Here is a 24,111-nt window from a genome sequence, read left to right as displayed (position 1 = left end):
AATAAAGTGGCTCACATTATACGTTGTGATTATTTTTTATTCAAATAAATTAGCAATTCTATTCACTAAAACTGTCAACCCACTCGGATCCATGATAAATTAATCAATATTCATTGGATGCTTGGCAAAGGATTGTGGTTAGTGTTTGATTTGAGACGACATATAAAAGTTTTTATACTGATTTCATTAAGTACAGTATTGCAAACTTCTTGTATGGTTGGTCCTAATTTTCATACACCAAAACCACCAAAGGTCCAAAAATATACCGAAAAGCCCTTACCCCAAAAAACTGTAAGTACTTCTGGTGCAGGGGGCCAAGCACAAACATTTCTTACCAATAAAGATATTCCTATTCTATGGTGGGAACTTTACCATTCACCTGAGATTAATCAATTAATTCATATGGGACTAACGAATAGTCCCAATTTAGCTTCTGCTTCAGCAGCTTTGCGGGAAGCCCAGGAAAATCTTAAAGTTCAAATTGGCAATTCAATGTGGCCCTCAATAGATGCATCTCAGATGGTACAAAGGCAGCGATATTCGGGGGTGCAAATTGGTATTCCAGGTGACAGTCTTACGTTTAATCTGGTTTATACTTCATTTAATTTATCCTACACCCTAGATGTTTTTGGGGGGGCCCGTCGTCAAATTGAAGCATTAAAAGCTCAGGTTGATTACCAGCAATTTCAAGTAATTGCTACTTATTTGACCCTGACTTCTAATATCGTTACCACTGCAGTAGCAGTTGCATCCTACCAAGCACAAATTGAAGCAACAGTTGATTTGATCAAAGCAGAACAGGGGCTTCTTAATGTTTTAAATAACCAGTATCGTTTAGGTGCTGTTTCCAGAGAAAATGTATTGACCCAAGAAACATTACTGGAACAAACAAAAGCAACTTTGCCCCCACTCCAAAAAAGCTTATCCCAGGCCAAACATGCTTTATCTACGCTCGTAGGCACTTTCCCAGAGGTTCCTTTACCCATGGTTCGGTTGGACCGTTTAAAATTACCTACAGAGTTGCCTGTAAGCTTGCCTTCAAATCTTGTTCGTCAGCGTCCTGATGTGCGTGCCTCTGAAGCATTACTTCATCAAGCTTGTGCTCAAATTGGAGTGGCAACAGCCAATCTATTCCCGCAATTTACCATTAGCGCTAATGAGGGATGGCTTAATACCTCATTTTCACGTCTTTTTACTAAAAAAAATGAGGTCTGGGCTCTAACGGGCCAGGTAATGCAACCCCTGTTTCATGGTGGCGCTTTATGGGCGCAACGACGTTCCGCAATCGCTGCGTATCAACAAACGGCAGCTCAATACAAACAAACGATATTGCAAGCTTTTCAAAATGTAGCAGATGTTTTAAGAGGGATAGAAACTGATGCGCGTACTTTGCAAGCACAGATAAGGGCTGAAAATGCAGCGCGCGCTGCATTAAATCTTACTATAAAACAATATCGTTTAGGTGGCGTTAGTTACATTAATTTATTAAACGCACAACAGCAGTACCAACAGACGCGGATTAGTCGTATTCAAGCCCAGGCTGTGCGTTATAGTGATACAGCCGCCTTATTCCAGGCCTTAGGTGGTGGCTGGTGGCATAAACCTTGGTGTGTCAAAGAGTGTCTATGATGAAAGAAATTTTTTTGAAAAAACAAATGATCATTATGTTGATTTCCTTGGGGGTTCTTTTTGGACTGATTTTTGGCTGGAAGGCGTTTGGTAATTACATGAGAAACCAATTTTTTCTGCAAATGAAATCCCCTCCAGTTACAGTGTCTACGATGAAAGTTGAGCCTTCATTGTGGCAGCCCGCCTTGAAGGCAGTAGGAAGTATACGAGCTCGTCTTGGTGTGAATGTCACTACAGAACTTGCAGGTATGGTACAAACGATTTATTTCACTCCAGGGTCAACGGTCAAAGAAGGCACAGTTTTGGTACAATTGAATGCGGGTACTGAACTGGGACTATTGCACTCATTACAGGCACAAGTTGAATTGGCAAAAATTACCTATAAACGCGATAAGGCCCAATATATGGTGCATGCAGTAAGTAAACAAACCGTAGATGCTGACGAGTGGAATCTGAAGAATTTACAGGCTCAAGTTGCACAACAAACCGCTACAGTAGAAAAAAAGACAATACGTGCTCCTTTTTCTGGTCAATTAGGTATTAATAACATTAACCCAGGACAGTATCTTAATGTAGGGGATGCTGTGACTACACTACAGTCCTTAGATCCAATTTATGTGGATTTTTATTTACCCCAACAAGTCTTAGGGAAATTAGAATTTGGACAAACAGTCAAAGTGGTGACTGATACATTTCCGGATAAAATTTTTCAAGGAAAAATTACTACCATCGAGCCTATTGTAGATAGTGCTACGCGGAATGTTCGAGTAGAGGCGACACTCCCTAATCCTGATTTGAAATTGAAACCGGGTATGTTTACTCGAGTCGAGGTTCTCACCGGTGAGAAACAAAACTATCTCACCTTACCGCAATCGGCGATTACCTTTAATCCTTATGGGGATATTGTGTTTCTGGTCAAAGACAGTGGTAAAAAAGACAAAAATAATCAACCAATTCTTGTTGTAAAACAAATTTTCGTGACTGTGGGAGACACCCGAGGGGATCAGATTGCCATTTTAAAAGGGTTACATCCAGGAGATGTTGTTGTGACCAGTGGCCAATTAAAGCTTAAGAACGGCAGCCAAATCATCATAAACAATAAAATACAGCCAAGTAATGAAGCATCCCCAAAGGTACGTGAAAAATAACGGGAATAAAGCCTAATGAGTTATCTAGCCTACGTTCATCCAGACGAACGATGAACTAAGAGAAGAAAAATAATCAAGGATTGTAAGAATGCGGTTTACGGATATTTTTATTAAAAGACCTGTACTGGCTACAGTGATTAGTTTGATGCTTTTAGCAATGGGCTTACGCTCTATTAATTCATTGCCTATTATGCAGTATCCATTTACCCAAAATGCCATTGTCACTGTAACCACAGCCTATACTGGAGCTGACCCTGATGTGATTGCTGGGTTTATCACTACCCCATTAGAGAACTCTATTGCCCAAGCTAATGGTATTGATTATATGACCTCTGTTAGTTCTCCGAGCACCAGCACGATTACAGTAAATCTTTTATTGAATTATGACCCTCTAAAAGCGTTGTCCGATATCACTACCAAAGTGAATGCAGTACTGAATCAGCTCCCTAAAAATTCACAGCAACCAGTGATTACTGTGTCGGTGGGGCAAACCATTGATTCTATGTATATAGGGTTTTACAGTGATGAATTACCAATCAATAAAATTACCGATTATTTAATTCGTGTGGTGCAACCTAAACTCCAGGCAGTTAATGGCGTACAAAATGCAGCAATTCTGGGGGATCAAACTTTTGCTTTGCGTGCCTGGCTGGATCCGGTAAAGTTGGCCGGCTATGGCATTTCTGCTGCTGAAATCGGTACTGCTCTTGCAAATAATGATTTTATTTCCGCAGTAGGTCGAACTGATGGTCAAATGTTCGTTCAAAACCTAACTGCGAGTACTGATTTAAATGATGTCAATCAATTCAAGAAGATGGTAATTAAAGCTCAAAATGGAGCAATCATTCGTTTGGAAGATGTGGCCAAAGTGGACCTAGGAGCACAAAATTATAATTCGTCGGTCAGTTTTGATGGGAGGACAGCAGTATACATTGGTATCGTGGTGGCACCCTCAGCAAACCTTTTAACAGTAATTGATGATATTAAAAAAGTATTTCCGATAATTCAGGAGCAATTACCTCAAGGATTACAAGGAAAAATCGTATACGATGCAAGCTTATTCGTTAATTCCTCCATCCATGAAGTCATCTTGTCTTTATTAGAAGCATTTTTTATCGTCACTGCGGTTATTTTTATCTTTCTTGGTTCGATTCGGTCTGTTGTAATTCCAATGGTTACTATTCCCCTATCCCTAGTTGGTGCCTTTTGGATTATGCTCATTCTTGGGTATTCAATTAACCTGCTCACCTTATTAGCTTTAGTACTTGCAATAGGCTTAGTAGTTGATGATGCGATTATTGTGGTAGAAAACGTGCAACGTCATATCGAGGAAGGAAAGACAAGGTATAAGGCGGCTTTATTGGGAGCACGAGAATTAGCAAATCCAATTATTGCAATTACAGTAGTTTTAATTGCAGTTTATTTGCCGGTAGGATTTATGGGTGGGTTGACTGGCGCTTTATTCACAGAGTTTGCATTTTCACTGGCAGGCGCAGTTACTATTTCTGCTGTAATTGCATTAACTTTATCTCCAATGATGTGTTCTAAATTTCTTAAAATAGGAGAGGGGAATACTAAAGGGCGCTTGATGACCTACATTGATAATCTCTTCACAAAACTTGAGAAATCTTATGAGCGAGTTTTATCAGCCACATTAAATCATCTTCCAGTAGTTATTGTCTTTGCAGTGATCATCCTTTTCAGTAATTATTTTCTTTTTATTACTTCAGATTCTGAGTTGGCGCCACAAGAAGATTTGGGAATTATCATTGCCCAGGTTACGGCTTCAGCCAATTCATCGTTAGCTCAAACACAGCTTTATGCCAATGCGGTAAATGAAATTTTTAAAAAATATCCTGAAACGGATCACGTTTTTCAAGTCGATGGATTTCAAGGTCTAAATACCTCCATTATTGGGATGGTTTTGAAACCTTGGGATCAACGTCAACGAACATCGAACCAGATCCAACCATTAGTACAACAAGAGCTCGATAAAATTACCGGTGCTAAAGTGGCTGCATTTCAACTCCCTTCATTACCAGGGGGAGGAAGCGGACTTCCAATTCAATTTGTTATAAATACGACTGAAAGCTTCGATAAGTTAAACGAGGTTCTACAACAAATTTTGGAGAAAGCTTATGCTTCAGGTATTTTTGCTTACATTAATCCGGATCTTAAAATCGATCAACTTCAAACAAAGATTAAATTAGATCGCGATAAAATTTCTCAGTTTGGTTTAACCATGCAAGACATTGGGAATGTGTTCGGAGCGGCGCTCAGTGAGGGATATATAAACTATTTTAATTATACAGGCCGTTCCTATCAAGTGATTCCCCAAGTGATGAGGGACAATCGTTTAAATGCGGATCAAATATTAAATTATTATATTAAAACTGCCTCCGGAGACTCAATCCCGCTTTCTACTGTGGCTAGTTTGCAACGTCAAATTGTCCCTGAATCGTTAAATCATTTTCAACAACTCAATTCAGCAACAATTTCAGCCGTGGCTTTTCCCGGTGTATCAATGGGTAAGGCATTGGAAACTTTTGAAAATATTGCCAAAGAAGTTTTACCGCAGGGATATTACATAGATTATGCATCTCAATCACGACAATTTATTCAAGAAGGTGCTAATCTGATCATCACTTTTTTCTTCGCGCTTATTATTATCTTTTTATCATTAGCCGCTTTATTTGAAAGTTTCCGTGATCCATTTATTGTTCTGATTAGTGTGCCCATGTCGATATGTGGGGCGATGATTTTTGTGAGTTTAGGGATAGGGGAAGCGAGCCTTAATATTTATAGCGAAGTGGGTTTGGTTACCTTAATTGGCCTTATCAGTAAGCATGGAATTTTAATTGTACAATTTGCCAATGATTTACAAGCCAATGGACAAAGAAAATTAGATGCGATTAAAGCGGCTGCGGCAATACGTTTGCGTCCTATCCTAATGACCACCTCGGCCATGGTTTTAGGAGTCATCCCTTTAATTTTTGCAACAGGTGCCGGTGCTGCAAGTCGATATAACATTGGTTTAGTTATCGCAATGGGTATATCAATTGGTACTTTGTTTACTCTTTTTGTGGTTCCTTCAATGTATCTTTGGTTGGCAGAGGATCATTCAAAAAAAGTTTCAGTTGAACATTTAGATGAGGAAGAATCTTTAGGATGATAATTTTAGTAAAAAATTAATTTGCAAGTGAGATTAGGGAAGGTTAACTGGCATAGCGGGTGCTTCATATCGTTTTGCTTCAATTTCTTTAGTGGTTTGTGATGAAGAAAATAGCCCAAAACGCTTAGTCAATTCTGCCATTTCAGGAGGCCTTTTTACAGCATCATTGATCTGGTTAAGAAGTTTCTGTCGGGTTGGAGTATATAAATGTAATGCTTCCAAAAGTGAGATCAGACACATTTTTAAGTAGGTAAAACTAAAGGTATTGGCATGTTGATGGGACAGGATAACTCGTTCAAAATTAGGATCTTTAACTACTTGAGAACTTATTTGTCGTAAACGCTCAGGAATTTCTAAGTTGGTATTCGTAGCGATTTTATTTAAATCATTAATACGTTTTGATTTTTGATTTAAAGTCTCTTTACTTTCGAATAAAGAGCTTCCCTTTTTAATCGCAATCCGGGACTCTTTGAAATAAATTTTAAATTGAGCCAAAGCCACCAGTACTTCATCAAGCTGACAATAGTCCACACAGTACTTTTTCTCAAATTTATTGACTTCAGTTCGCAACAATTTTTTGATGCTTAGCTCAATATCTTCAGCAGTTTTTGACTGAGTAATGATTTCGGTTTTTAGTTTAAGTAAATAAGCCTTAAGTTCTTCCCTGTATTCCGTATCAGTATATTGTAAACCAATCTGATCGTTGCACATGGCTTCTAGGTTTTTATCAAACGTTTCTGTAGTATATTGTTCAATAAAAGTCAGCTTCTCATCTTTCTGGATTGGAACTAAACTCTGAAGATAACATAATTTCTCATTTAAGGTATCTAATCGCATTCGATGTGTTGCTTTTAGACCAAGATAATAATGATGGCTTGCAACAATTAACGCCTCGACTTCGGTAAAATGAGGGTCATAAGCTTTTAGTCCGAAATTACAAAGTTCATCAAGTTTATGATCTTCTGGATATTGGCTTGGCGCAATCTCAACTTTCTTATCCAACTTTAGTTTGGCCAGTTTTGGAAGTGCTTTTTTATAAGCAGCATGCAACTCGATTTTCGCTTTATCCAAATCTTCTTTAGAAAGGGATGGGGAATTCAGGTCAAAGGCTTCAATTGGGGTAGTAACTATACGATACCAATGATATAGATTTTCTATATCTTGATATTCTTTATCTATTTTTTTTAGAAATTTGGTTACATTGGTGATCTTTTTTCTGGTTATGTTAGTCCTTTGGTTCAGCGGTTCTTCATCACACACCAAAGCAATACGTGTTTTGGATTTTAAATCCATTGGATGTAACAGACCCTTAAAGAATTCATTAGTTATTTGTCTTAATGGGCCTGATAGTGTTCCTGGAGCGAATCCTAATCGGTCTTCCCAGAGATCTGCTTCAAGAAGCATTGGGGTGATTACTGTAGATTGTATCTTCTCTAGATTATCCATAATTCCATCGTGAGAAGTACTGGTAAATTCATTGAGTTTGGTAGTAAGTTCCTGGTACAGGTAAATCATACGAGGAGTTTGCAGGAACAGTTTAAAATATGAGTTGGAATTATTGATGAGACCTTCTATAAATGAAGTTGCTTTTCTGGCTCGCAGATGAAGTTCATTAAGTTCTTCGGTGGTTAAGAAATTGGTATTTTTTAAAGCGCGAATATGCTTTGGGCTAATATAAAAGGCATTTAAAACATACCAGAGGGGATTGTATTGTACGGTTGTTGATCCATAGGGTACCTGATCGGGACTTACCTGGTAGGCATCAGAGTGCTCTTGGAACGTTGCATAAAGATCTTGTGCTTTAGCAAGTAAATCACGAGCTATAAATCCTAAATGTGGATCAGCAGCCAACCGCTTTGATGACTTAATGATTTCGTTGAGATGGCCGTAAGCTTGTAATAAATAATAAACATATCGGCTTTTAGCACTTTGATTATTTAAATTTTCTAACTCAAGAACAATTCCTTCTAAATGGAATAAACTGTTAAATATGTCTTTTAAAGCACAAACTTGTCGGCTTTGAGCTAATCTCTGGTTTTTATCCTCCATCTCCGGGAAGGGCAGTGAAGATGGGGGAAAAACAGTTTGCATCGCTTGACTCAATATCCCTGTGGGTGAAATATCTATCACCTTCGGCTTTGATTTTTCGGAAGCATGAGGGGTTAATGCATCTCGCATTGCTGTATTAAATATTTGAGTTACCCCAAGCAAGGATAGTCTAAATTCATGAATGCACTTGGAATAATTAGTATGCTGAATGACGTAGTGTTCTCTGCCCGTTTTGGGGTAAGGTTTAAGTTCTGCTATATTGTTTTCAAGAGTGAATTTTTTCTGTGCTAAATTATAAAACCATTGGGTTTTTTGATTCCATTTATTAGTAATGCCTGCAAAGAATTCTTGAAATTGCATATCGAAATCCAAGAACATTCTAACGGATGGTGCTTTCTTCATCGCGACCTTTTTATTCGATAAGATTGCAATCAAATACTTATCAAACTTAAGAACGTCCTTTTTCATTTCAGGAGGTGCGGCACAAATAAAGAAGGGTTGGAAAATGTTATATAAATTACGGCATTGATCGATTACTTTGGGATCAAGACGATTTAGGAGTAACATATTTCCTTTAATCTGTGGCTTGGTACGGATTTCCTTTCTAAGCAAAGTGATAAATTGAATATAAGCATTTTGAACTACCAGGAATTTGGTGTGCTTATTTCGATACCATTGATAGACTTCAAGCGCCTGGTCCGCACTGAGTTGCTCAGGATTTTGCAGTAAATTATCGCCATCAACAGTTTTAAAATGCAGTTTTTCATCTTCAGCACGTTTGCTTCTCAGTGCTGTTGATTCTTTTTCTTCAAGAAATCTTCCTTTTGCAAAATCATAATATAATTGATTTTTATCTTGCCATTTAGCAAAAACATCTTGGACGTGCTTGTCTAATTGTAGAAATAAAGATGGAGGGGGAGCTTCTAAAATTTCTACGGGTTTATTTGCTAGTAAAGCAGTTAAGAAATTCTCAAAACTTTGAGCGGATTCTCGAAGATGTGGTGGAATGGCAAATTTGAAAAACGGTTGGAAGATTGCATATAACTCCCGACACTGCTCTTTATCGCTCTCATCCAGGCTTGTTAATAATAAGTTATTACCGTAAAGTTGTGGTTTTTCCTCGATCTGTTTTTTTATTATCTGAGCAAAACGAGAGTATGCTGTCAGGATTTTTTGAAACTCATTTTTGTTGAACCATTCGAAATTAATATGATCGAAGAAGGTTTGAATATTTTTATCGAGTCCTAGAAAAAGTTCCGTAGATGGAATATCTTTGACCGGCTGTTTTGCAAATAAAGCCGTTAAATAGCGGTCAAGATTTTTTGCCGATCGTTTAACTTCAGAAGTGATAATTGAACTTAAATAAGGTTGAAATACTTTCTTTTTTTCTGTGTCATTAAATTCAGGCAAAATGATTGAAGTTAAGTAAGGTTGAAATACTTTAAATAACTGTTGGCATTCTTCTTTTAAGTTATCATTTAATAAGCTTAAATCTAGAGTTTTTTCATAGCATTCAGGCTTTGCTTTTATTTGTTGTTTAATGATATGTGCAAAACGCAAATAAGCATCTTGGACTCGTTGAAACTCTGCTTTTGAGAGCCTGGATTTCTTATCCTTTTCTTGTTCGACCTGTAATGGTATTGATTCATCGAGAGAGTATACATTTGTTTTTTCTCTAAAAGGGAATAAAGCTAAATTCGCTTTCTTAAGTACTGAATCAACTAAGTCTTTATTTAAATTAATATGAAAGAGTTGGCTGTTTTCATCTTTAGTAATTAAATCGGTCAACGCGTCTTTTTTTGCCAAAACAAAACTTACATGGTCTGCTGGCAGTTGTCTTCTTACAAAACGTAAAGGCTTTCCTATATATGAGGACCACTCTTCTTTTTCAGGTCCTGTGAGTTTCGAGATGATGAGTTCATTTAAATCAATATCGAGTTGATTCATATAAGGCTTAAGAAGCTTATAGTGTTTTATAAGGACTTGCTTTATCTCAGGAGGGAGTTGGTATAAACGAAGGTTTTGATAAGCAGGATTATTTAGCAGTTCAAAAAAACTCTTACAGGCATCCTGGGCTTTTTGAATTTTGTATAAGGCTTTGTTGGCTTTATCAATCCTTTTATAGACCATTTCCAATCTTAATTCGATAAATCGGTAATCTTCTATCTCAAGTAACTCTTCTCCTTTGGTTTTAAAATCAATTGCTTTCTTAGGGAGATAAAGAAGTTGTTCATAAAGAGCTTTGACTTTTTCCATTAAAGGAACAGACAAAGTCCCTGGCTTAAGCATGGCATTGTCTTCAATTTTATCAACCAAACTAAATAAACCAGGTAATACGTTGTATTTAAGTTGGGCTAATTTATCACGCAGAACGTCTTGGGAAGATTCACTGAGTTCGCCTATTTGTTCTAACGAGCTCATAGATAAAGTAATTACATTGCGAATGATATGAATGTAATTTAAAAATTTAAGTGAAACAAAAATGCTGTTTCCCTTTAAATTTTCGATCTCATTTAATAGATTAAGTGCTGCATTTTGTAATTCGTCCAGTTTTTCTTTATTTAGTTTTTCTTCGGACTCTTTAATTTCAGAGGAAAATTGTTTTATGTAGTTGGTTAATGTATCGATATAGCTCGGCAACACTGCACTGAATTGAGCAAGGAAGTTATAATCTACATCCCCCCCGGCTGGACGCATTTGATCTACAGCAATTCCTGCCACGGTCCCTGCTTTGTACGCTAAAGGCAAGGGATCGAGTGCTTTTACGATTGATTGGTTCTCGTGAGCATATTTTTCTGCAAAAACTTGTATTTGACTGAATAAAGGCAGAATAAGAGAAAGTTCTTCCTGAAACATATCTCTTAGGTCAACATCTAAATGAGTGAGTAAGTAACTGGCTTCATAAGCCAGATCTACTGTTTTACCGTAGAGTAATTTCAGATCCGTAAAACTTCGTTTTACGTCTCTGACATCGATATTTTCCAAATCTAAAAAAGTCAGGCGTCCATAATGAAGAGCGTTGATTAGTTTCTTAATTTGGGAAATATTATCCGGATCAAGAGAATAATTAGTAAAGGGAGCCCACTTCGTATGGCCTCTTCTCGAAGTCGCTGACAGTACTCGCGCTCTTAAAGTATCCAGGGTAAAAGGAAGCGTATGATTTCTTTTTGATGTAATGTTAAGAATTTCAGGCATAAAGGGCTCTAGATCTTTAGGGGTAAAATTTGAGCCTAAATTAATTTTTAATTCTTCTTTTTTAATTACATCAACTATTAATTTACCAGTGGGGTCTATGACCGTATATTCAAGACCCGTTGCAACCATGCGGACATAAAAAAAACCTGCTTGCGGTTTTACCACCCTGCTCATGGGAGCGATGGTGTATTTAAAAGGGGATGGCGCATCCAGTTCTTCCAAAACAGCATCTTTGATGGTTTGGTTGTCTGGAGTGAGAACTGAATAAGCAATTTTTCCTTTGAGTTCTCTAATATATAACTTTCCGGGTTCTAATACGGTTTCATCGGACATGAAACAAAGTTCGTAGCGAGGAAAATAAGGAATTATTCGAGGACTAACATGCTTGCTGTAGAGAATTTCAAAAATTTTAGTGTCAATTTGTTCCAGTACCTTAGAAATCTGGTTTTGTTTGAATGACTCTAATAATTTTACATATTCTTCAAATATCATTACAGATAGCCTAATGAATTCATAAAGTATTGACTGTTAGTATATAAGTCGAAACTAATAATATCACAGTTTGGTAATATTTTCGTCTGTTCTAGGAGATAAATCAATGATTACTCGTGTCCTTACTATTAAAAAAAACAGATTAATTAGGGACGTACTTTTAATGACAATTCTAAAACAAATTCTGCAACAGACTCTTTAAGGTCAGGGAAATCTGTATAGGCTTTAATCTGAATGGGCTGAGTAATACGTGCTCCCGTTTGTTTCGCTTCTTCTATCATGGCTTTGACTTTTGCCCCTTCACGACAAATAAAATAGACATCCGATTCTGGACGATGTAAAAATTGTGCTTGAAATGATTTAAAAACAAGAGAAACTTTAAGCTGTTTTTGCGCCGCATGATAAAAACCATGTAAACCCCCAGCTAAGTCAGCCCCGACACACAATGCACCAAAGTACATTGAATTTAAATGGTTACGACTCCGTCGATTTAAAGGCAAGCAAATAATAATTTCATTATCGGTCAATTGGAGTAACCGGGGTTTTAAATAACCGATCATGCGAACTTTAAAATGGCTAAATTTCCAGAGAAACAGTTTAAAACGAGTTAATAGCTTCATGAATTGTCCTTTTTAATCATATCCATGCTCTGGATGAGTAAACGCCCACCTCCATCGGGTTGAGGATTGGCTTCAATCACTATTAACGAAAATGAAATTGTAACTTTTAATTCAGGAATTGAAACAACTTCATTCACGCGCCAAAAATGGACTCCCAGAGCCATACCTTGTTCTACGACGTAAGGTTCTGTAATAAAGATAGGATGGAGTGTAAGTTGGTTCTCGCGAATGACATCCAAATAATTGCCTAAGAAATTGGATAAAGCATCCCAGGCATTGGCAGTATAATTTTTACGTAACTCTGAATCATCACTTGCTTTATAGGTGTAATCTAGGGATAAAGTATTCAATAGGATTTGTTTGACCCATTGACTAATTTCCTCCTTATTTTGTGCATAAAGAGTCAAGGGCGATATGAAAAGTATGAGCCATAATAAGATCCTTGGCAAAAGAGCTTCCATATTTAAAATCCTTTTTTAAAATGAAGAACTTAAATTTTTTTATTGTAGTATAATCTGTAAATAAAAAATGTGTACTATAAAATTGCGGTTTTTGATGCTGTACACGCCTTTTTGACGTATAATTGTATAGTTTGTAACCGAAAAATTTAAAAACTAAACCATAACTTTTTTAAACCAAATTACCGAGTTTTATGCATACTATCACCATACGTGGTGCAAGAACCCACAACTTAAAAAACCTCGACTTGGATTTACCTCGTGATAAATTAATTGTAATTACGGGTTTATCAGGTTCCGGGAAATCCTCTTTAGCTTTTGATACCTTATATGCAGAAGGGCAACGTCGTTATGTTGAGTCTTTATCTGCTTATGCACGTCAATTTTTGTCTATGATGGAGAAGCCCGATGTCGATTCGATAGAGGGCTTATCACCGGCGATTTCCATTGAGCAAAAAGCCACTTCCCATAACCCTCGTTCTACAGTAGGAACTATTACCGAAATATATGATTATTTGCGGCTACTCTACGCTCGGGTGGGGGAGCCCCGTTGTCCGACGCATCATGTTAGTCTGCATGCACAAACCATTAGCCAAATGGTCGATCATGTTTTGGCTTTACCCACTGACAGTAAAGTAATGATTTTGGCTCCAGTAGTGCGTGAGCGAAAAGGTGAGCAGGTTCAGCTGTTACAACAATTGCAAGCTCAAGGTTATGTACGTGCTCGTATTGATGGAGAATTATATGAGTTGGACTCTCCTCCTAAGCTGGGTTTACGAACGAAACATACGATTGAAGTCGTAATAGATCGTTTTAAGGTGAGACCCGATATCGCTCAGCGCTTAAGTGAATCCTTTGAAAATGCGTTAAATTTAGCAGAAGGCCTCGTCATAGTGGCTTCAATGGATAATCAATTTGATGATCTTGTTTTTTCTTCTAAATTTGCATGTCCTGAATGTGGATACAGTCTCAGTGAGTTAGAACCTAGACTTTTTTCATTTAATAATCCAGTGGGTGCTTGCCCTGCATGTGATGGATTAGGGGTTGATCAGTTTTTTGATCCGGAACGGGTTGTGCACGATCAAACGGCCAGTTTGGCTGAAGGTGCTATACGCGGCTGGGATAAAAAAACGACTTATTATTTCTCAATGCTTGAGTCGCTGGCTGGGCATTATCGTTTTGATGTCCAAACTGCATTTTGTGATTTGTCCGAAGAGATTCGCCAGATTGTTTTGTATGGTAGTGGACGCGAGGTGATAGATTTTCATTATCATCGTCCTAATGGGGGATATACCGTAAAACGGCACTCTTTTGAAGGGATTATTCCTAATATGCAACGTCGTTATCGTGAATCTGAGTCAGGAATGATACGTGAGGAGCTTGCAAAGTATTTATCTTCTCGTCCATGCCAGAGTTGCCATGGTGCACGATTACGTGAAGAAGCACGGCATGTATTTATTGATGATAAAAATCTGTCCGAAATTACGGCGTATTCGATCGAAAAAGCTTATGCATTTTTTAAAGATCTGCGGATGACAGGATATAAAGGTGAAATTGCAGCCAAAATTAATAAAGAGATTGTGGAGCGATTAGGATTCCTGGTCAATGTCGGCTTGGATTACCTTTCATTAGCTCGCAGTGCTGAAACCTTATCCGGGGGAGAGGCGCAACGCATTCGTTTAGCCAGCCAGATTGGTTCTGGATTGGTTGGGGTGATGTATATTTTGGACGAACCTTCAATTGGATTGCACCAAAGAGATAATGACCGATTATTAAAGACCTTAATGCACCTACGAAATCTTGGAAACACGGTTATTGTGGTCGAGCATGATGAGGATGCAATCCGCAGTGCTGATTTTGTCTTGGATATAGGTCCAGGGGCTGGGGTACATGGTGGTGAAATTGTTGCAAGGGGTACACCACAAGAAATTATGGAAGCACCAGCGTCCTTAACAGGTCAATATTTATCTGGAAAGCAATCCATTGCAATTCCTACTAGACGCTTGCCCGTTAACTCCGAAAAAATGATTCATCTCAAAGGAGTGGTTTGCAACAACTTAGTTGATGTCGATGTTAGTATTCCCTTAGGGTTACTTACATGTATTACTGGAGTTTCAGGATCGGGAAAATCAAGTCTGATAAATGATACTTTATATCCGAGTGCGGCCAATCTGTTAAATAGAGCAAGTTTATTTACTCCAGGATCAGCCAAAGAAATTTTGGGTTTGAATTTATGCGATAAAGTAATTGATATTGACCAAAGTCCGATTGGGAGGACCCCGCGTTCTAATCCAGCTACGTATACAGGTATCTTTACTCATATTCGGGAGTTATTTGCAGCAACTCCGGAATCTCGAGCAAGAGGGTATCAGCCCGGACGGTTTAGTTTTAACGTTCGCGGTGGGCGTTGTGAAGCGTGTCAGGGAGATGGTTTGATTAAAGTTGAAATGCACTTTTTACCTGATATTTATGTATCATGCGATGTGTGCAAGGGAAAACGTTATAATCGAGAAACTCTTGATATTCAGTATAAAGGCAAAAACATTCATGAAGTCTTAGAAATGACTGTTGAGGATGCAAGTCAATTTTTTGCAGCCATTCCTGTATTGGCCAGAAAGTGTCAGACCTTGATGGATGTTGGTTTGTCCTATATTAAATTGGGACAAAGTGCCACCACACTTTCTGGTGGGGAAGCTCAGAGAATTAAATTATCTCGGGAATTGTCGAAACGGGATACTGGAAGTACCCTCTATATCCTTGATGAACCGACTACCGGATTACATTTTCACGATACCAAGCAGTTATTAGCTGTATTATTTCGTTTACGGGAGCAAGGGAATACGGTGGTGATTATTGAACATAATCTGGATGTGATTAAGACTGCAGATTGGATTATTGATCTTGGACCTGAGGGGGGAAGCAAAGGGGGCCGCATTGTGGCAACTGGAACACCTGAGCAAGTTGCAGCATGTGAACGTTCTTATACAGGACAATTTTTGAAGCCTATTTTGGATGCGCGATGATGGTACAGCTTGAGGTCATGAGTTCACAATGTTGGGTTTATTTAAATAATGATATAAATAAAAGCTAGCAGGTAAGAGGAAGGCCCAAGTAATTCCTACAAAAAAATAAAAGGGATAACTTTTTTCGATCACAACGATATTACAGGTTTCGCCAATTTTATAAGCAAAAGGCATCATAAAAAGAATGAGTAGGAACCAAATGAGATAGTAACGAGTAAATTTTTCATTAAGAATAATAAGATTTAATCCAAAACTTAACCAAATACAAATCATCCATGGGGCTGTAAAATAAGAGCTAAAGGGATTTGCTTTAAAGTAAATAAAATTTTGATGCAGCCAAATGGTATCCGTCAGTGAGCCAATTACTCCGATAAGAAGTGCAAAATAAAGAGCATTTAAATAAGGTAATCGATTAATTGATTGCCAGGCGATTTGCACCGCAATAATCAGAAGACCAATTATTGTTCCGAGCAATACATTATTTTGTGCTGCAAAATAGAAACAAGCTATCCAACACAGATAATATGCTAAGAAGTGGACACACCATCCAATTTGACTTTTATTCATTAACTGTACTCGTATGTTTTGGCTTTGCAAAAAATTACTCAGTCATTTCACTATTTTTTTTGGTGTTTTCGATCTATAACTAAATTGTAGAAAATTTTACATAGGATGAAAAATGAGTACATTTTTGATTGCCCTTATTATTATTGTAGTACTTTTATTCTTATGGGCTATTAGTGTTTATAACACCTTAATTCACTTAATCGAGGCGATTAATAACGACAAAAAGCAAATAGATATCCAGTTGGACCGCCGATTTAAAGTTTTTGAATCGCTCATTGAAGCGGTAAAGAAATATATGGATTACGAAAAAACTACATTAAAGGATGTAGTTGCTTTACGTAATCAGGCGCAAGCTGCTAAAGCTGTGGGAGATGAAGAGGGCCGTATTGCTGCGGAAAATCAAATTTCTCAAATTGCATCTGGGCTCAATGTGGTATTTGAAAATTACCCTGATCTGAAAGCAAGTCAAAATGTCATGCAATTGCAGGAAGAAATTGTTAATACTGAAAATAAATTAGCATATTCCAAGCAGGCTTATAATGATGGCATAGAGCGTTATAATGCTAAAAAGAAATCCTTCTTTGAATCTATGGTGGTATCTTTTTTTCCTTCCGCTCTAGATAAAGATTTTGTTTATTGGGGACTTCCTGAAGAGCAGATTCAAGCTAAAGAAGACTATACCGTAAAATTTTGAGTCTAGAATATGGAACTTGAAGACTATCATGGTGGCGTAGGAAATTGGCGCGAACAAATACGGTTGAATCAACGTAAAACCTATGGAGTTATTACTTTTTTTGTTGCAATTTTTTTTGGTGTGGGCTTCATTGCTGATTTATTTATTTTGCAATCTACCTATCCCCAAGTGACTTTGCAGCAATGCTTTAACGCGTTGATCCATCTGCGCGTGATTCCCTACGCCACTCTTATAATGGTTGGTATTGCCGTGGTGTCATTATTAATAACTTATGCATTTTATGATCGAATTATGTTATTAGGTACGGAATATCATGAAATTACCCCACAAACTGCTCGGGATTTACGAGAACAACAACTGTATAATGTAGTTGAAGAAATGAAAGTTGCTGCAGGTTTGCAGTACATGCCTAAAGTTTTTATTATCGAAGCGGATTATATGAATGCTTTCGCGAGCGGGTATAGTGAACGATCAGCAATGGTTGCCATTACTCGCGGTTTAATGGAAAAACTGGACAGGGCAGAATTACAAGCAGTAATGGCCCATGAACTAAGTCACATTCGTCACTATGATATTAAATTAACGCTAACCGTTGCAATTTTGAGTAATATTCTTTTGATCGTAATAGATATCCTATTTTATTCCGCAGTCTTTAAGCGTGATGGTAAACGGGAGGACAACCGTTTGTTAATGGTGATTATAATTCTTCGTTATGTGTTACCGTTACTTACTATTTTATTAACTCTATTCTTAAGTCGAACCCGTGAATATATGGCTGATGCGGGCTGTGTGGAGTTAATGCGGGATAACGAACCTTTAGCCCGGGCATTGCTCAAAATTAATGATGATCATCAACAACACGCTGAACAGTATTCAGCGGAATATGGGAATACACCCCATGAGCAGGTGAGGCAGGCTTCCTATCTTTTTGATCCATCCGATATTGATCCTGTGAAATCGTTAAGTAATGCTTTTGCAACCCACCCTTCAGTGGAACAACGTTTACAGGCTTTGGGTTTTAAGTCTAAATAAAAGGGACGGGCATCAACTAAAAATCGGATAACGCTTCGCTCATCTAGGCTGTTAGGTGGACATCCATAATTATTCGCGAAACCCGACCCCTCTTTTTAATAAAAACATGTTGAGAAAGGTGAGTAACACCAACATGAGGCAAATAATTCCCATTGCTAAAGAGATATCCACCTCGCTTTGGCCAATCATTGCTTGTCGCAATGCATTAACCATATACAAAATAGGATTTAGCAGAGATATCTTCTGCCAAAATTCTGGCAGCATATTGATACTATAAAATACACCACCTAAATAGGTGAGCGGCGTGAGTATAAATGTTGGAACAATCATAATATCATCAAAATTTCGCGCCACCATCGCATTGGTGAAACCGGCTAATGAAAATACAGCAGACACCAGCAATACAACAAGTAAGGTCATTGGTAAGTGACTTAATTCAATGGTTAAGAAAAAACTTGCAATGATGTAAACCAATATTGCGACAATTAAGCCTCTAAATACCCCACCCAAGACATAGCCGAGGAGCAAGAGGCTGTTACGCATCGGACTCACAAGCATTTCTTCGATACTTTTTTGAAAGCGAACGCTGTAAAGAGAGGAAGATACATTCCCGTAAGAGTTAACAATAACGGACATCATGATCAATCCAGGAGCAATAAACATCGGATAACTGACTCCTTGGATGGAGCCGATACGGGGGCCGATTAAGCTACCAAAAATGAGAAAGTAAAGCGTAGTTGTAATCACAGGGGGTAAAAATACTTGGCTTGCTATACGAAACATACGAACCAACTCGCGCCTCACCAAAGTATATAATGCAACAACTTGTTGTTTAATGGCCATTTTTTATAAGATCCAAAAAGAGTTCTTCCAAGCGATTGGTTTTATTTCGCATACTATGAATTTTTATTCCATTTTTGGTGAACAGAGCAAATGCATCGTTTAAATTCAAATTATTGTCCACCCGAAGTTCTATTGTAGTACTATCAACCAATGTGGGCTTAAAGGGAAATAAGTCGGGTAGAGTATCGATACGAATTTCTGTATTGAAAATAAACGTTTGATGGCGCAAGGTTTGAAGTAAAGCTTTCATCGAGGTATTTTTTATAATTTCCCCTTCATTTATGATGGCAATATTTTTACATAATTGCTCTGCTTCTTCTAGATAGTGGGTGGTGAGGATAATCGTTGTGCCTTCTGCATTAGTTCGGGTGAGAAACTCCCACATACTATGTCTAATTTCTATGTCTACTCCTGCGGTAGGCTCATCTAGAATGAGTACTTTGGGCTGATGTACTAAAGCCCTGGCAATCATGAGTCGACGTTTCATTCCTCCAGATAAGTGTCGTGTTATGGAGTTTCTTTTTTCCCAAAGACCTAATTGTTGCAAAAGAGTTTCAACTCGAGGTTGCGCATTCTTTCGTGAAATCCCGTAGTATCCTGCTTGATTTAGAAGAATTTGTTCGCAATTTTCAAAAATATTTAGATTGATTTCTTGGGGGACAAGACCCAAACAGGATTTGGCTTTCGCAGGCTCTTTTTCCAAATCATAACCATGGATACTGATACTACCTGAGGTTTTATTGAGTAAAGATGTAATTAGACCAATGGTTGTCGACTTTCCAGCACCGTTGGCACCTAGTAAAGCAAAAAAATCACCCTTATTTATGGTTAAATCAATGCCTTTTAATGCTTGTACCCCATTAGCATAGGTTTTGAATAATTGTTTAATGTCTAAGGCATGCATAGAAGATCAAATGAGAATGAAAATATCATTATACACAATAATCTTGTTTCACGAACAAGGTTAGATTCTAATTATCTATCTAATCACTTTCTTCATCCCGTTTTTTGGAAATTGGAGAATGCACCTTTGGTTAATATAAAGTGGGCAGGTGTTTTCATCCAGCCAGTAATGCTGTATCGAGGTTGATGAGTAACACATACTTCATGGGGCAATTCACTGTTGAAACATATGAAGCGATTCTCTAATGGCAACACATTCTGAATTAATTGATCCTCTGTATTGTACAATTTTAACTCACCTCCAAAATCAGGGGTCCAGTGCGGATTTAAATAATATACGCATGATATTTTGCGGGTTTTTTGGGCCGCGAATTGATCCACATGTTTTTTATAATAAGTACCGGGTTGATATGCAGCGAAGTGCGTTTCAAATTCATGTATCCCTAAAAACAAGGACTGGTTTAATATTTGAGCCAATTGTTTCATTCGTTTTAAAAAGAATTGGATTGCTGGATCGGTTTCATTCTCTTCCAGCCACAAAATTTCATCAGTACGAACGGACTCATTTTTATGTGATCCAAGTTTCAGACCAATTTTGGCACCACGAAATAATCCCTGTTCGTATAATTTTTGGGCGGTTGTGCGTAATGATTGGCATTGCGTTTGCTCAAGAAAGCCATCAATAATACAAAATCCTTGCTTACAAAGGTCATTGATCAGTTGTTCGGTATCAATCAAAGTATACGCCCCTCAAGGTGATATTCATATTCGCGCCATTGTGGCATAAATTTACTCATTAACCCATAAAATCGTTGATTATGACTAGGTTCTAACAGATGAACTAACTCATGAACAAGAACATATTCAAGACAAATCGGTGGTTTTTTAATAAGATTAAGATTTAACCAAATACGTGCTGCTCTGGTATTGCAGGAACCCCAACGTGTTTTCATTTTTCGGATCCCCCACTCAGCTACTTTAACTCCAACAATAGCTTCCCAACGATGAATGAGCTCAGGCAATAATCTTTGCATTTGCTGCTTATACCACCCCTCAATCAGGGTTTGTATTTGAGTGGGAGTGCTGTTGGGTTGGGTATAACAGTAGATCAATTCATTTTGGATTTTAATTTGTGCAGGACCATAATGTTCTTCGATGATTAATAAATATTTGTTTCCTCTAAATACTATTGTTGATCCTGTTTCAAAAGTACATGCTTCCAAAACAGCACGGTTACGAATTCTCTCTCTTTGTTTATGAATCCATGCACTTTTAGATTCAAGACTTTGTCTTATAAGTTGTTCACTGAATCGAAGAGGAACACTTACTTTAACTAAGCCGTCAGGGGGGTAAATGCGTAGATTCATATTTTTAATTTTTTTTCTTGATATTTCTATTGGAATACCATCGAGTTCAATGATCATCTAAATAATATACGTGTAGCCTGGGGTGCCGCGCAGTGGAACCCGGGAAAGTTAGCTTCAGGAAAACCTGGGTTTTGCTGCGCGCGCCCAGGCTGTCATTCCTAAATGAAGGAGTTAATCTGAGCTATTTTACTATCTCTGTGCTCCGATACAAGGGCTGTCTATGTATTCGCCATTAATATCCAAAACCATATTAACATTCGCACGTTGGTAGCGGGCTAGTATATCGTATTCCTGTTTGGTGAGGTAACCATAGGAGTTACCACAGTAGACGAGGGAGGTCGCTCCTGGCCTGGGTTTAACTTTCACCGGCAAGTCACATTCCCAGCGAAACTGGGTTAAATCGCAATTTGCGAAAGCGAAACTAAAGGGCAAGAGAGATACAGCAATAGCTACATACCATTTCCTTTTCATAGTGTGCACCATTTGCATGTTTATGTTTTTTAAGTATAGGATAATATTCTAAAAAAGCAGTCAAGGATCGTCATGCTCTCATCCAGTTCGGAATATATTAAAGCCCTGCGCGAAGGAAAATATTTACTATTTTTAGGTTGGACCGATTTTATTTCTCAAAAATATAAACTCTTAGATGCAGATGACACAGTCAATTTTTTGATCTTTGAATGGTTGCATAATGGTTATTTAGAAGTAGACGCTCAAAAGTTAGCTCTCTTACAAGCAGTATATGAATTGGAAGCTAAGCCTTTGCAAGGAAAATTAGACTATTCACTCAAATCAATTACGTTTGCTTTATTTGTATGTATGGTTTTTCAGAACCTTAAATGGGAGAAAATTGAACTCCCCAAAAAAGAAACTCCACGAGACGAAATAAAGGAGTTTATTGAAAAAAATCTAAACCAGTTGAATCCATTTATGTATGAAGAATTATTAGAAGAGATGCAGACTCGCTTTTATAAGTGGGTAGAAGATATTGACGAAAAAGAGTCAGCCGATGCATTTCAAAAAATTCACGCGATTACGCAACCAAGATATCTCCTTGAAGATTATATTTTGCATTTACAACGTATAAAAATAAAAGATGATGAACTTTATGCTACACGATTGAGTTTGGCAAAACGTTTTCTCAGCTATTTATATGAACAAACGGAACTAACACCTGAAGTATCTAAAGTTATTGCAACCTACGTTAACTCACTTCGTGAATTGCATCCTGGAAAAGGAGAAATAGAGCAGTTAGACAGAATCGCTCCTCCTTCCACCCTGGAACATACTTGGAGAAAAATAACCAGCATAGGGATTAGCTTTTTTAATATCGTCTCAGGTGAGAAGTCGCTTAGTGAAGTAATTTCCGGGGAAGCTATAATCTTTAACTCGATTGATTCGCCTGATTCCAATTTAAAAATGTAGCATCTCATCGGATAAAGAATTCTTATGAAACTTGAGTTGACTGTACGTAAATCTTTGATCACAAAAAATACAAAACCTGCTAAATGAAGTTCGGTTTGTGCTTCAATAAAGTGTGATCTTTTGTTGTTCATATAATATTTTTGTTGGAATTATTGTTCTTATAATGTACAATAGCGCCCCATCAGGGGGCATTAATCATCCTCTAAAAATATTAACTAATTTACAGGTGTCGATATGTATAGATTCACTCGAGAAGATAAAGTAGATATGGAGAATAAAGCTCAATTATTGGGATATTTAAACAATGTTGGAGCCGATGTTAAGCAAGTTATTATCACCATTGGATCCGGACCTACTCCAAGTGATTCCTATGCCCAAAATATCGTCTTTGATTCAGAGAGCAAACACTTAATTATAAATATTGATATATGTTATCCAGGTGATTTTCCTTGCGGACTTCTTAAAGTGTCTGTTGATCCAACAAAATTCAATTTTAAGAACGGAATGGACAAAGTATTAGAAAATAAAAATGCCGTTATTTTGTACAATGGCGACCTTTATTATGCATCACCTAAGGATTTTCATATTTGTAAACTTAATCCACAGAATTCTAATCAAGATGACTTTAATTTGTTGAAATCAAAGTGTACTGATACATATCATGTGGCAGATGAAGAGGAATTAGAATTAATAGTCCGTGTAACAGGTCGTACTCAACATGTGAAGGCAGCTAGTGTTAATACTGACGATAAAAAATATTTAAGGATGAGTTTTGATAGTTCAGTGGCTGCGATAATCAAAGAGCCAATTACTGATTTGCTCCAAAACGATGTTACGGTCGTCATATCCGATTTTCGATCACCATTTCTTGCAGAAGATGTTCGTGCTGTGGTACAGCCTCTCTTGGATTATTATAGAGGTCCTAAGAGCAGGGAGGGCAATCTTATACTAACGCAGGGATATTTTGATTTTTATCCTTTGTTTTGGCCAACAAAAGAATATCTCTCCACAGCAAATCCGAAGGATACTAAGGACTATTCAGATGCAATGCATTCACTTCGTTATAAAGCAGTGGGAAGTGAAGCATTGGGTAATTATTTTGGTAAGGTTGAGGATGCGGTATGTTCTATGACTGTATTATTACCTGGTCATGATTCAGGCATTCTCTTTTCTTATCCAGCTGTTGGAGAACTTCGCAAAGCGAAGGTAGCAGAAACACCAAAAGCCCAGGATGAATTAGCTCAACGGGTGGGGATGACTTTTTAAAAATAAGCAAAAAATAAAAGAACTTAAGCTCTTTTATGCATCTGCAGATGTTGATGTGGTGAAGCAAAATGAACCAAACTAGTTTAGCCCTCCATTTTCAATAGATGTAACTGACCAAATACTGTTTGGCTCTGAAAAATGCTAACATAGGCGTCTATGCTGCGCATTTTTTAGGGTCATTTTAATTCTATGTATTCAATATGACTTTCCCCCAAGATTTTCAACTTT

General features: G+C 37.6%; 17 protein-coding genes. 8 read left to right on the top strand and 9 right to left on the bottom strand.

The features are described from left to right. Window positions 1-141: 141 nt before the first annotated feature. From ACWTE2_RS16050 to ACWTE2_RS16040, 3 genes are all read left to right on the top strand, one after another. The gene (locus tag ACWTE2_RS16050) at window positions 142-1,629 is read left to right on the top strand and encodes an efflux transporter outer membrane subunit (protein ID WP_454786125.1); all 1,488 of its coding nucleotides are present in this window, start codon (window positions 142-144) and stop codon (window positions 1,627-1,629) included. Then, entirely contained in the window at window positions 1,629-2,777 is a 1,149-nt protein-coding gene (locus ACWTE2_RS16045; protein WP_454786163.1) for an efflux RND transporter periplasmic adaptor subunit, read from the top strand. The genes ACWTE2_RS16050 and ACWTE2_RS16045 overlap by 1 nt, the downstream gene beginning before the upstream one ends. An 88-nt stretch (window positions 2,778-2,865) precedes the next feature. Then, on the top strand, window positions 2,866-5,949 hold the full coding sequence (locus ACWTE2_RS16040) for an efflux RND transporter permease subunit (protein WP_454786124.1): 3,084 nt from the start codon (window positions 2,866-2,868) through the stop codon (window positions 5,947-5,949). Between the two features lie 33 nt (window positions 5,950-5,982). Here ACWTE2_RS16040 and ACWTE2_RS16035 read toward each other — a convergent pair whose 3' ends face one another. From ACWTE2_RS16035 to ACWTE2_RS16025, 3 genes are all read right to left on the bottom strand, one after another. Further along, window positions 5,983-11,685, bottom strand: coding sequence for an SdhA (locus ACWTE2_RS16035; protein WP_454786123.1), 5,703 nt, complete (start codon window positions 11,683-11,685; stop codon window positions 5,983-5,985). Between the two features lie 146 nt (window positions 11,686-11,831). Further along, window positions 11,832-12,305 carry a hotdog family protein gene (locus tag ACWTE2_RS16030; RefSeq protein WP_182391611.1) on the bottom strand — a complete coding sequence of 158 codons (474 nt, stop codon included), beginning with the start codon at window positions 12,303-12,305 and terminating at the stop codon, window positions 11,832-11,834. Continuing rightward, window positions 12,302-12,766: a hypothetical protein gene (locus tag ACWTE2_RS16025; RefSeq protein WP_454786122.1), complete on the bottom strand. Its 465-nt coding sequence runs from the start codon at window positions 12,764-12,766 to the stop codon at window positions 12,302-12,304. Before ACWTE2_RS16025 ends, ACWTE2_RS16030 begins: the two co-directional genes overlap by 4 nt. A 191-nt stretch (window positions 12,767-12,957) precedes the next feature. On the opposite strand from ACWTE2_RS16025, the gene uvrA reads away from it, so the two are divergent. Further along, window positions 12,958-15,786 (top strand): excinuclease ABC subunit UvrA, encoded by a 2,829-nt coding sequence (gene uvrA / locus ACWTE2_RS16020; RefSeq protein ID WP_454786121.1) that lies wholly within the window; start codon window positions 12,958-12,960, stop codon window positions 15,784-15,786. 15 nt (window positions 15,787-15,801) lie between these two features. Here uvrA and ACWTE2_RS16015 read toward each other — a convergent pair whose 3' ends face one another. Next, entirely contained in the window at window positions 15,802-16,353 is a 552-nt protein-coding gene (locus tag ACWTE2_RS16015) for a DUF2878 family protein (RefSeq protein ID WP_454786120.1), read from the bottom strand. A 112-nt stretch (window positions 16,354-16,465) separates the two neighbouring features. On the opposite strand from ACWTE2_RS16015, the gene ACWTE2_RS16010 reads away from it, so the two are divergent. Both ACWTE2_RS16010 and htpX read left to right on the top strand, forming a co-directional pair. Beyond that, on the top strand, window positions 16,466-17,047 hold the full coding sequence (locus ACWTE2_RS16010) for a LemA family protein (RefSeq protein WP_182391607.1): 582 nt from the start codon (window positions 16,466-16,468) through the stop codon (window positions 17,045-17,047). Between the two features lie 9 nt (window positions 17,048-17,056). Further along, the gene (gene htpX / locus ACWTE2_RS16005; protein ID WP_454786119.1) at window positions 17,057-18,079 is read left to right on the top strand and encodes a zinc metalloprotease HtpX; all 1,023 of its coding nucleotides are present in this window, start codon (window positions 17,057-17,059) and stop codon (window positions 18,077-18,079) included. A 69-nt stretch (window positions 18,080-18,148) separates the two neighbouring features. On the opposite strand, the gene ACWTE2_RS16000 is transcribed toward htpX, so the two are convergent. The 5 genes from ACWTE2_RS16000 to ACWTE2_RS15980 form a co-directional block, all read right to left on the bottom strand. Next, entirely contained in the window at window positions 18,149-18,922 is a 774-nt protein-coding gene (locus ACWTE2_RS16000; protein WP_454786118.1) for an ABC transporter permease, read from the bottom strand. Beyond that, window positions 18,912-19,826, bottom strand: a complete 915-nt coding sequence (locus ACWTE2_RS15995; protein WP_454786117.1) for an ABC transporter ATP-binding protein — start codon at window positions 19,824-19,826, stop codon at window positions 18,912-18,914. Before ACWTE2_RS15995 ends, ACWTE2_RS16000 begins: the two co-directional genes overlap by 11 nt. 92 nt (window positions 19,827-19,918) lie before the next feature. After that, window positions 19,919-20,563: a 2OG-Fe(II) oxygenase gene (locus ACWTE2_RS15990; RefSeq protein WP_454786116.1), complete on the bottom strand. Its 645-nt coding sequence runs from the start codon at window positions 20,561-20,563 to the stop codon at window positions 19,919-19,921. Continuing rightward, window positions 20,560-21,249 (bottom strand): M48 family metallopeptidase, encoded by a 690-nt coding sequence (locus tag ACWTE2_RS15985; RefSeq protein ID WP_454786115.1) that lies wholly within the window; start codon window positions 21,247-21,249, stop codon window positions 20,560-20,562. Before ACWTE2_RS15985 ends, ACWTE2_RS15990 begins: the two co-directional genes overlap by 4 nt. 132 nt (window positions 21,250-21,381) lie before the next feature. Next, a complete protein-coding gene (locus tag ACWTE2_RS15980; protein ID WP_454786114.1) occupies window positions 21,382-21,663 on the bottom strand; it encodes a hypothetical protein in 282 nt (93 codons plus the stop codon). A gap of 72 nt (window positions 21,664-21,735) precedes the next feature. On the opposite strand from ACWTE2_RS15980, the gene ACWTE2_RS15975 reads away from it, so the two are divergent. Then, complete coding sequence (locus ACWTE2_RS15975; RefSeq protein WP_454786113.1) at window positions 21,736-22,617, top strand: helical bundle domain-containing protein; 882 nt, start codon at window positions 21,736-21,738, stop codon at window positions 22,615-22,617. A gap of 234 nt (window positions 22,618-22,851) precedes the next feature. Further along, complete coding sequence (locus ACWTE2_RS15970) at window positions 22,852-23,883, top strand: hypothetical protein (RefSeq protein WP_454786112.1); 1,032 nt, start codon at window positions 22,852-22,854, stop codon at window positions 23,881-23,883. The last annotated feature ends 228 nt before the right edge of the window (window positions 23,884-24,111 follow it).

The sequence above is a fragment of the Legionella nigrisilvae genome, assembly GCF_977063395.2.
This window is presented reverse-complemented; position numbering and strand designations above follow the sequence as displayed.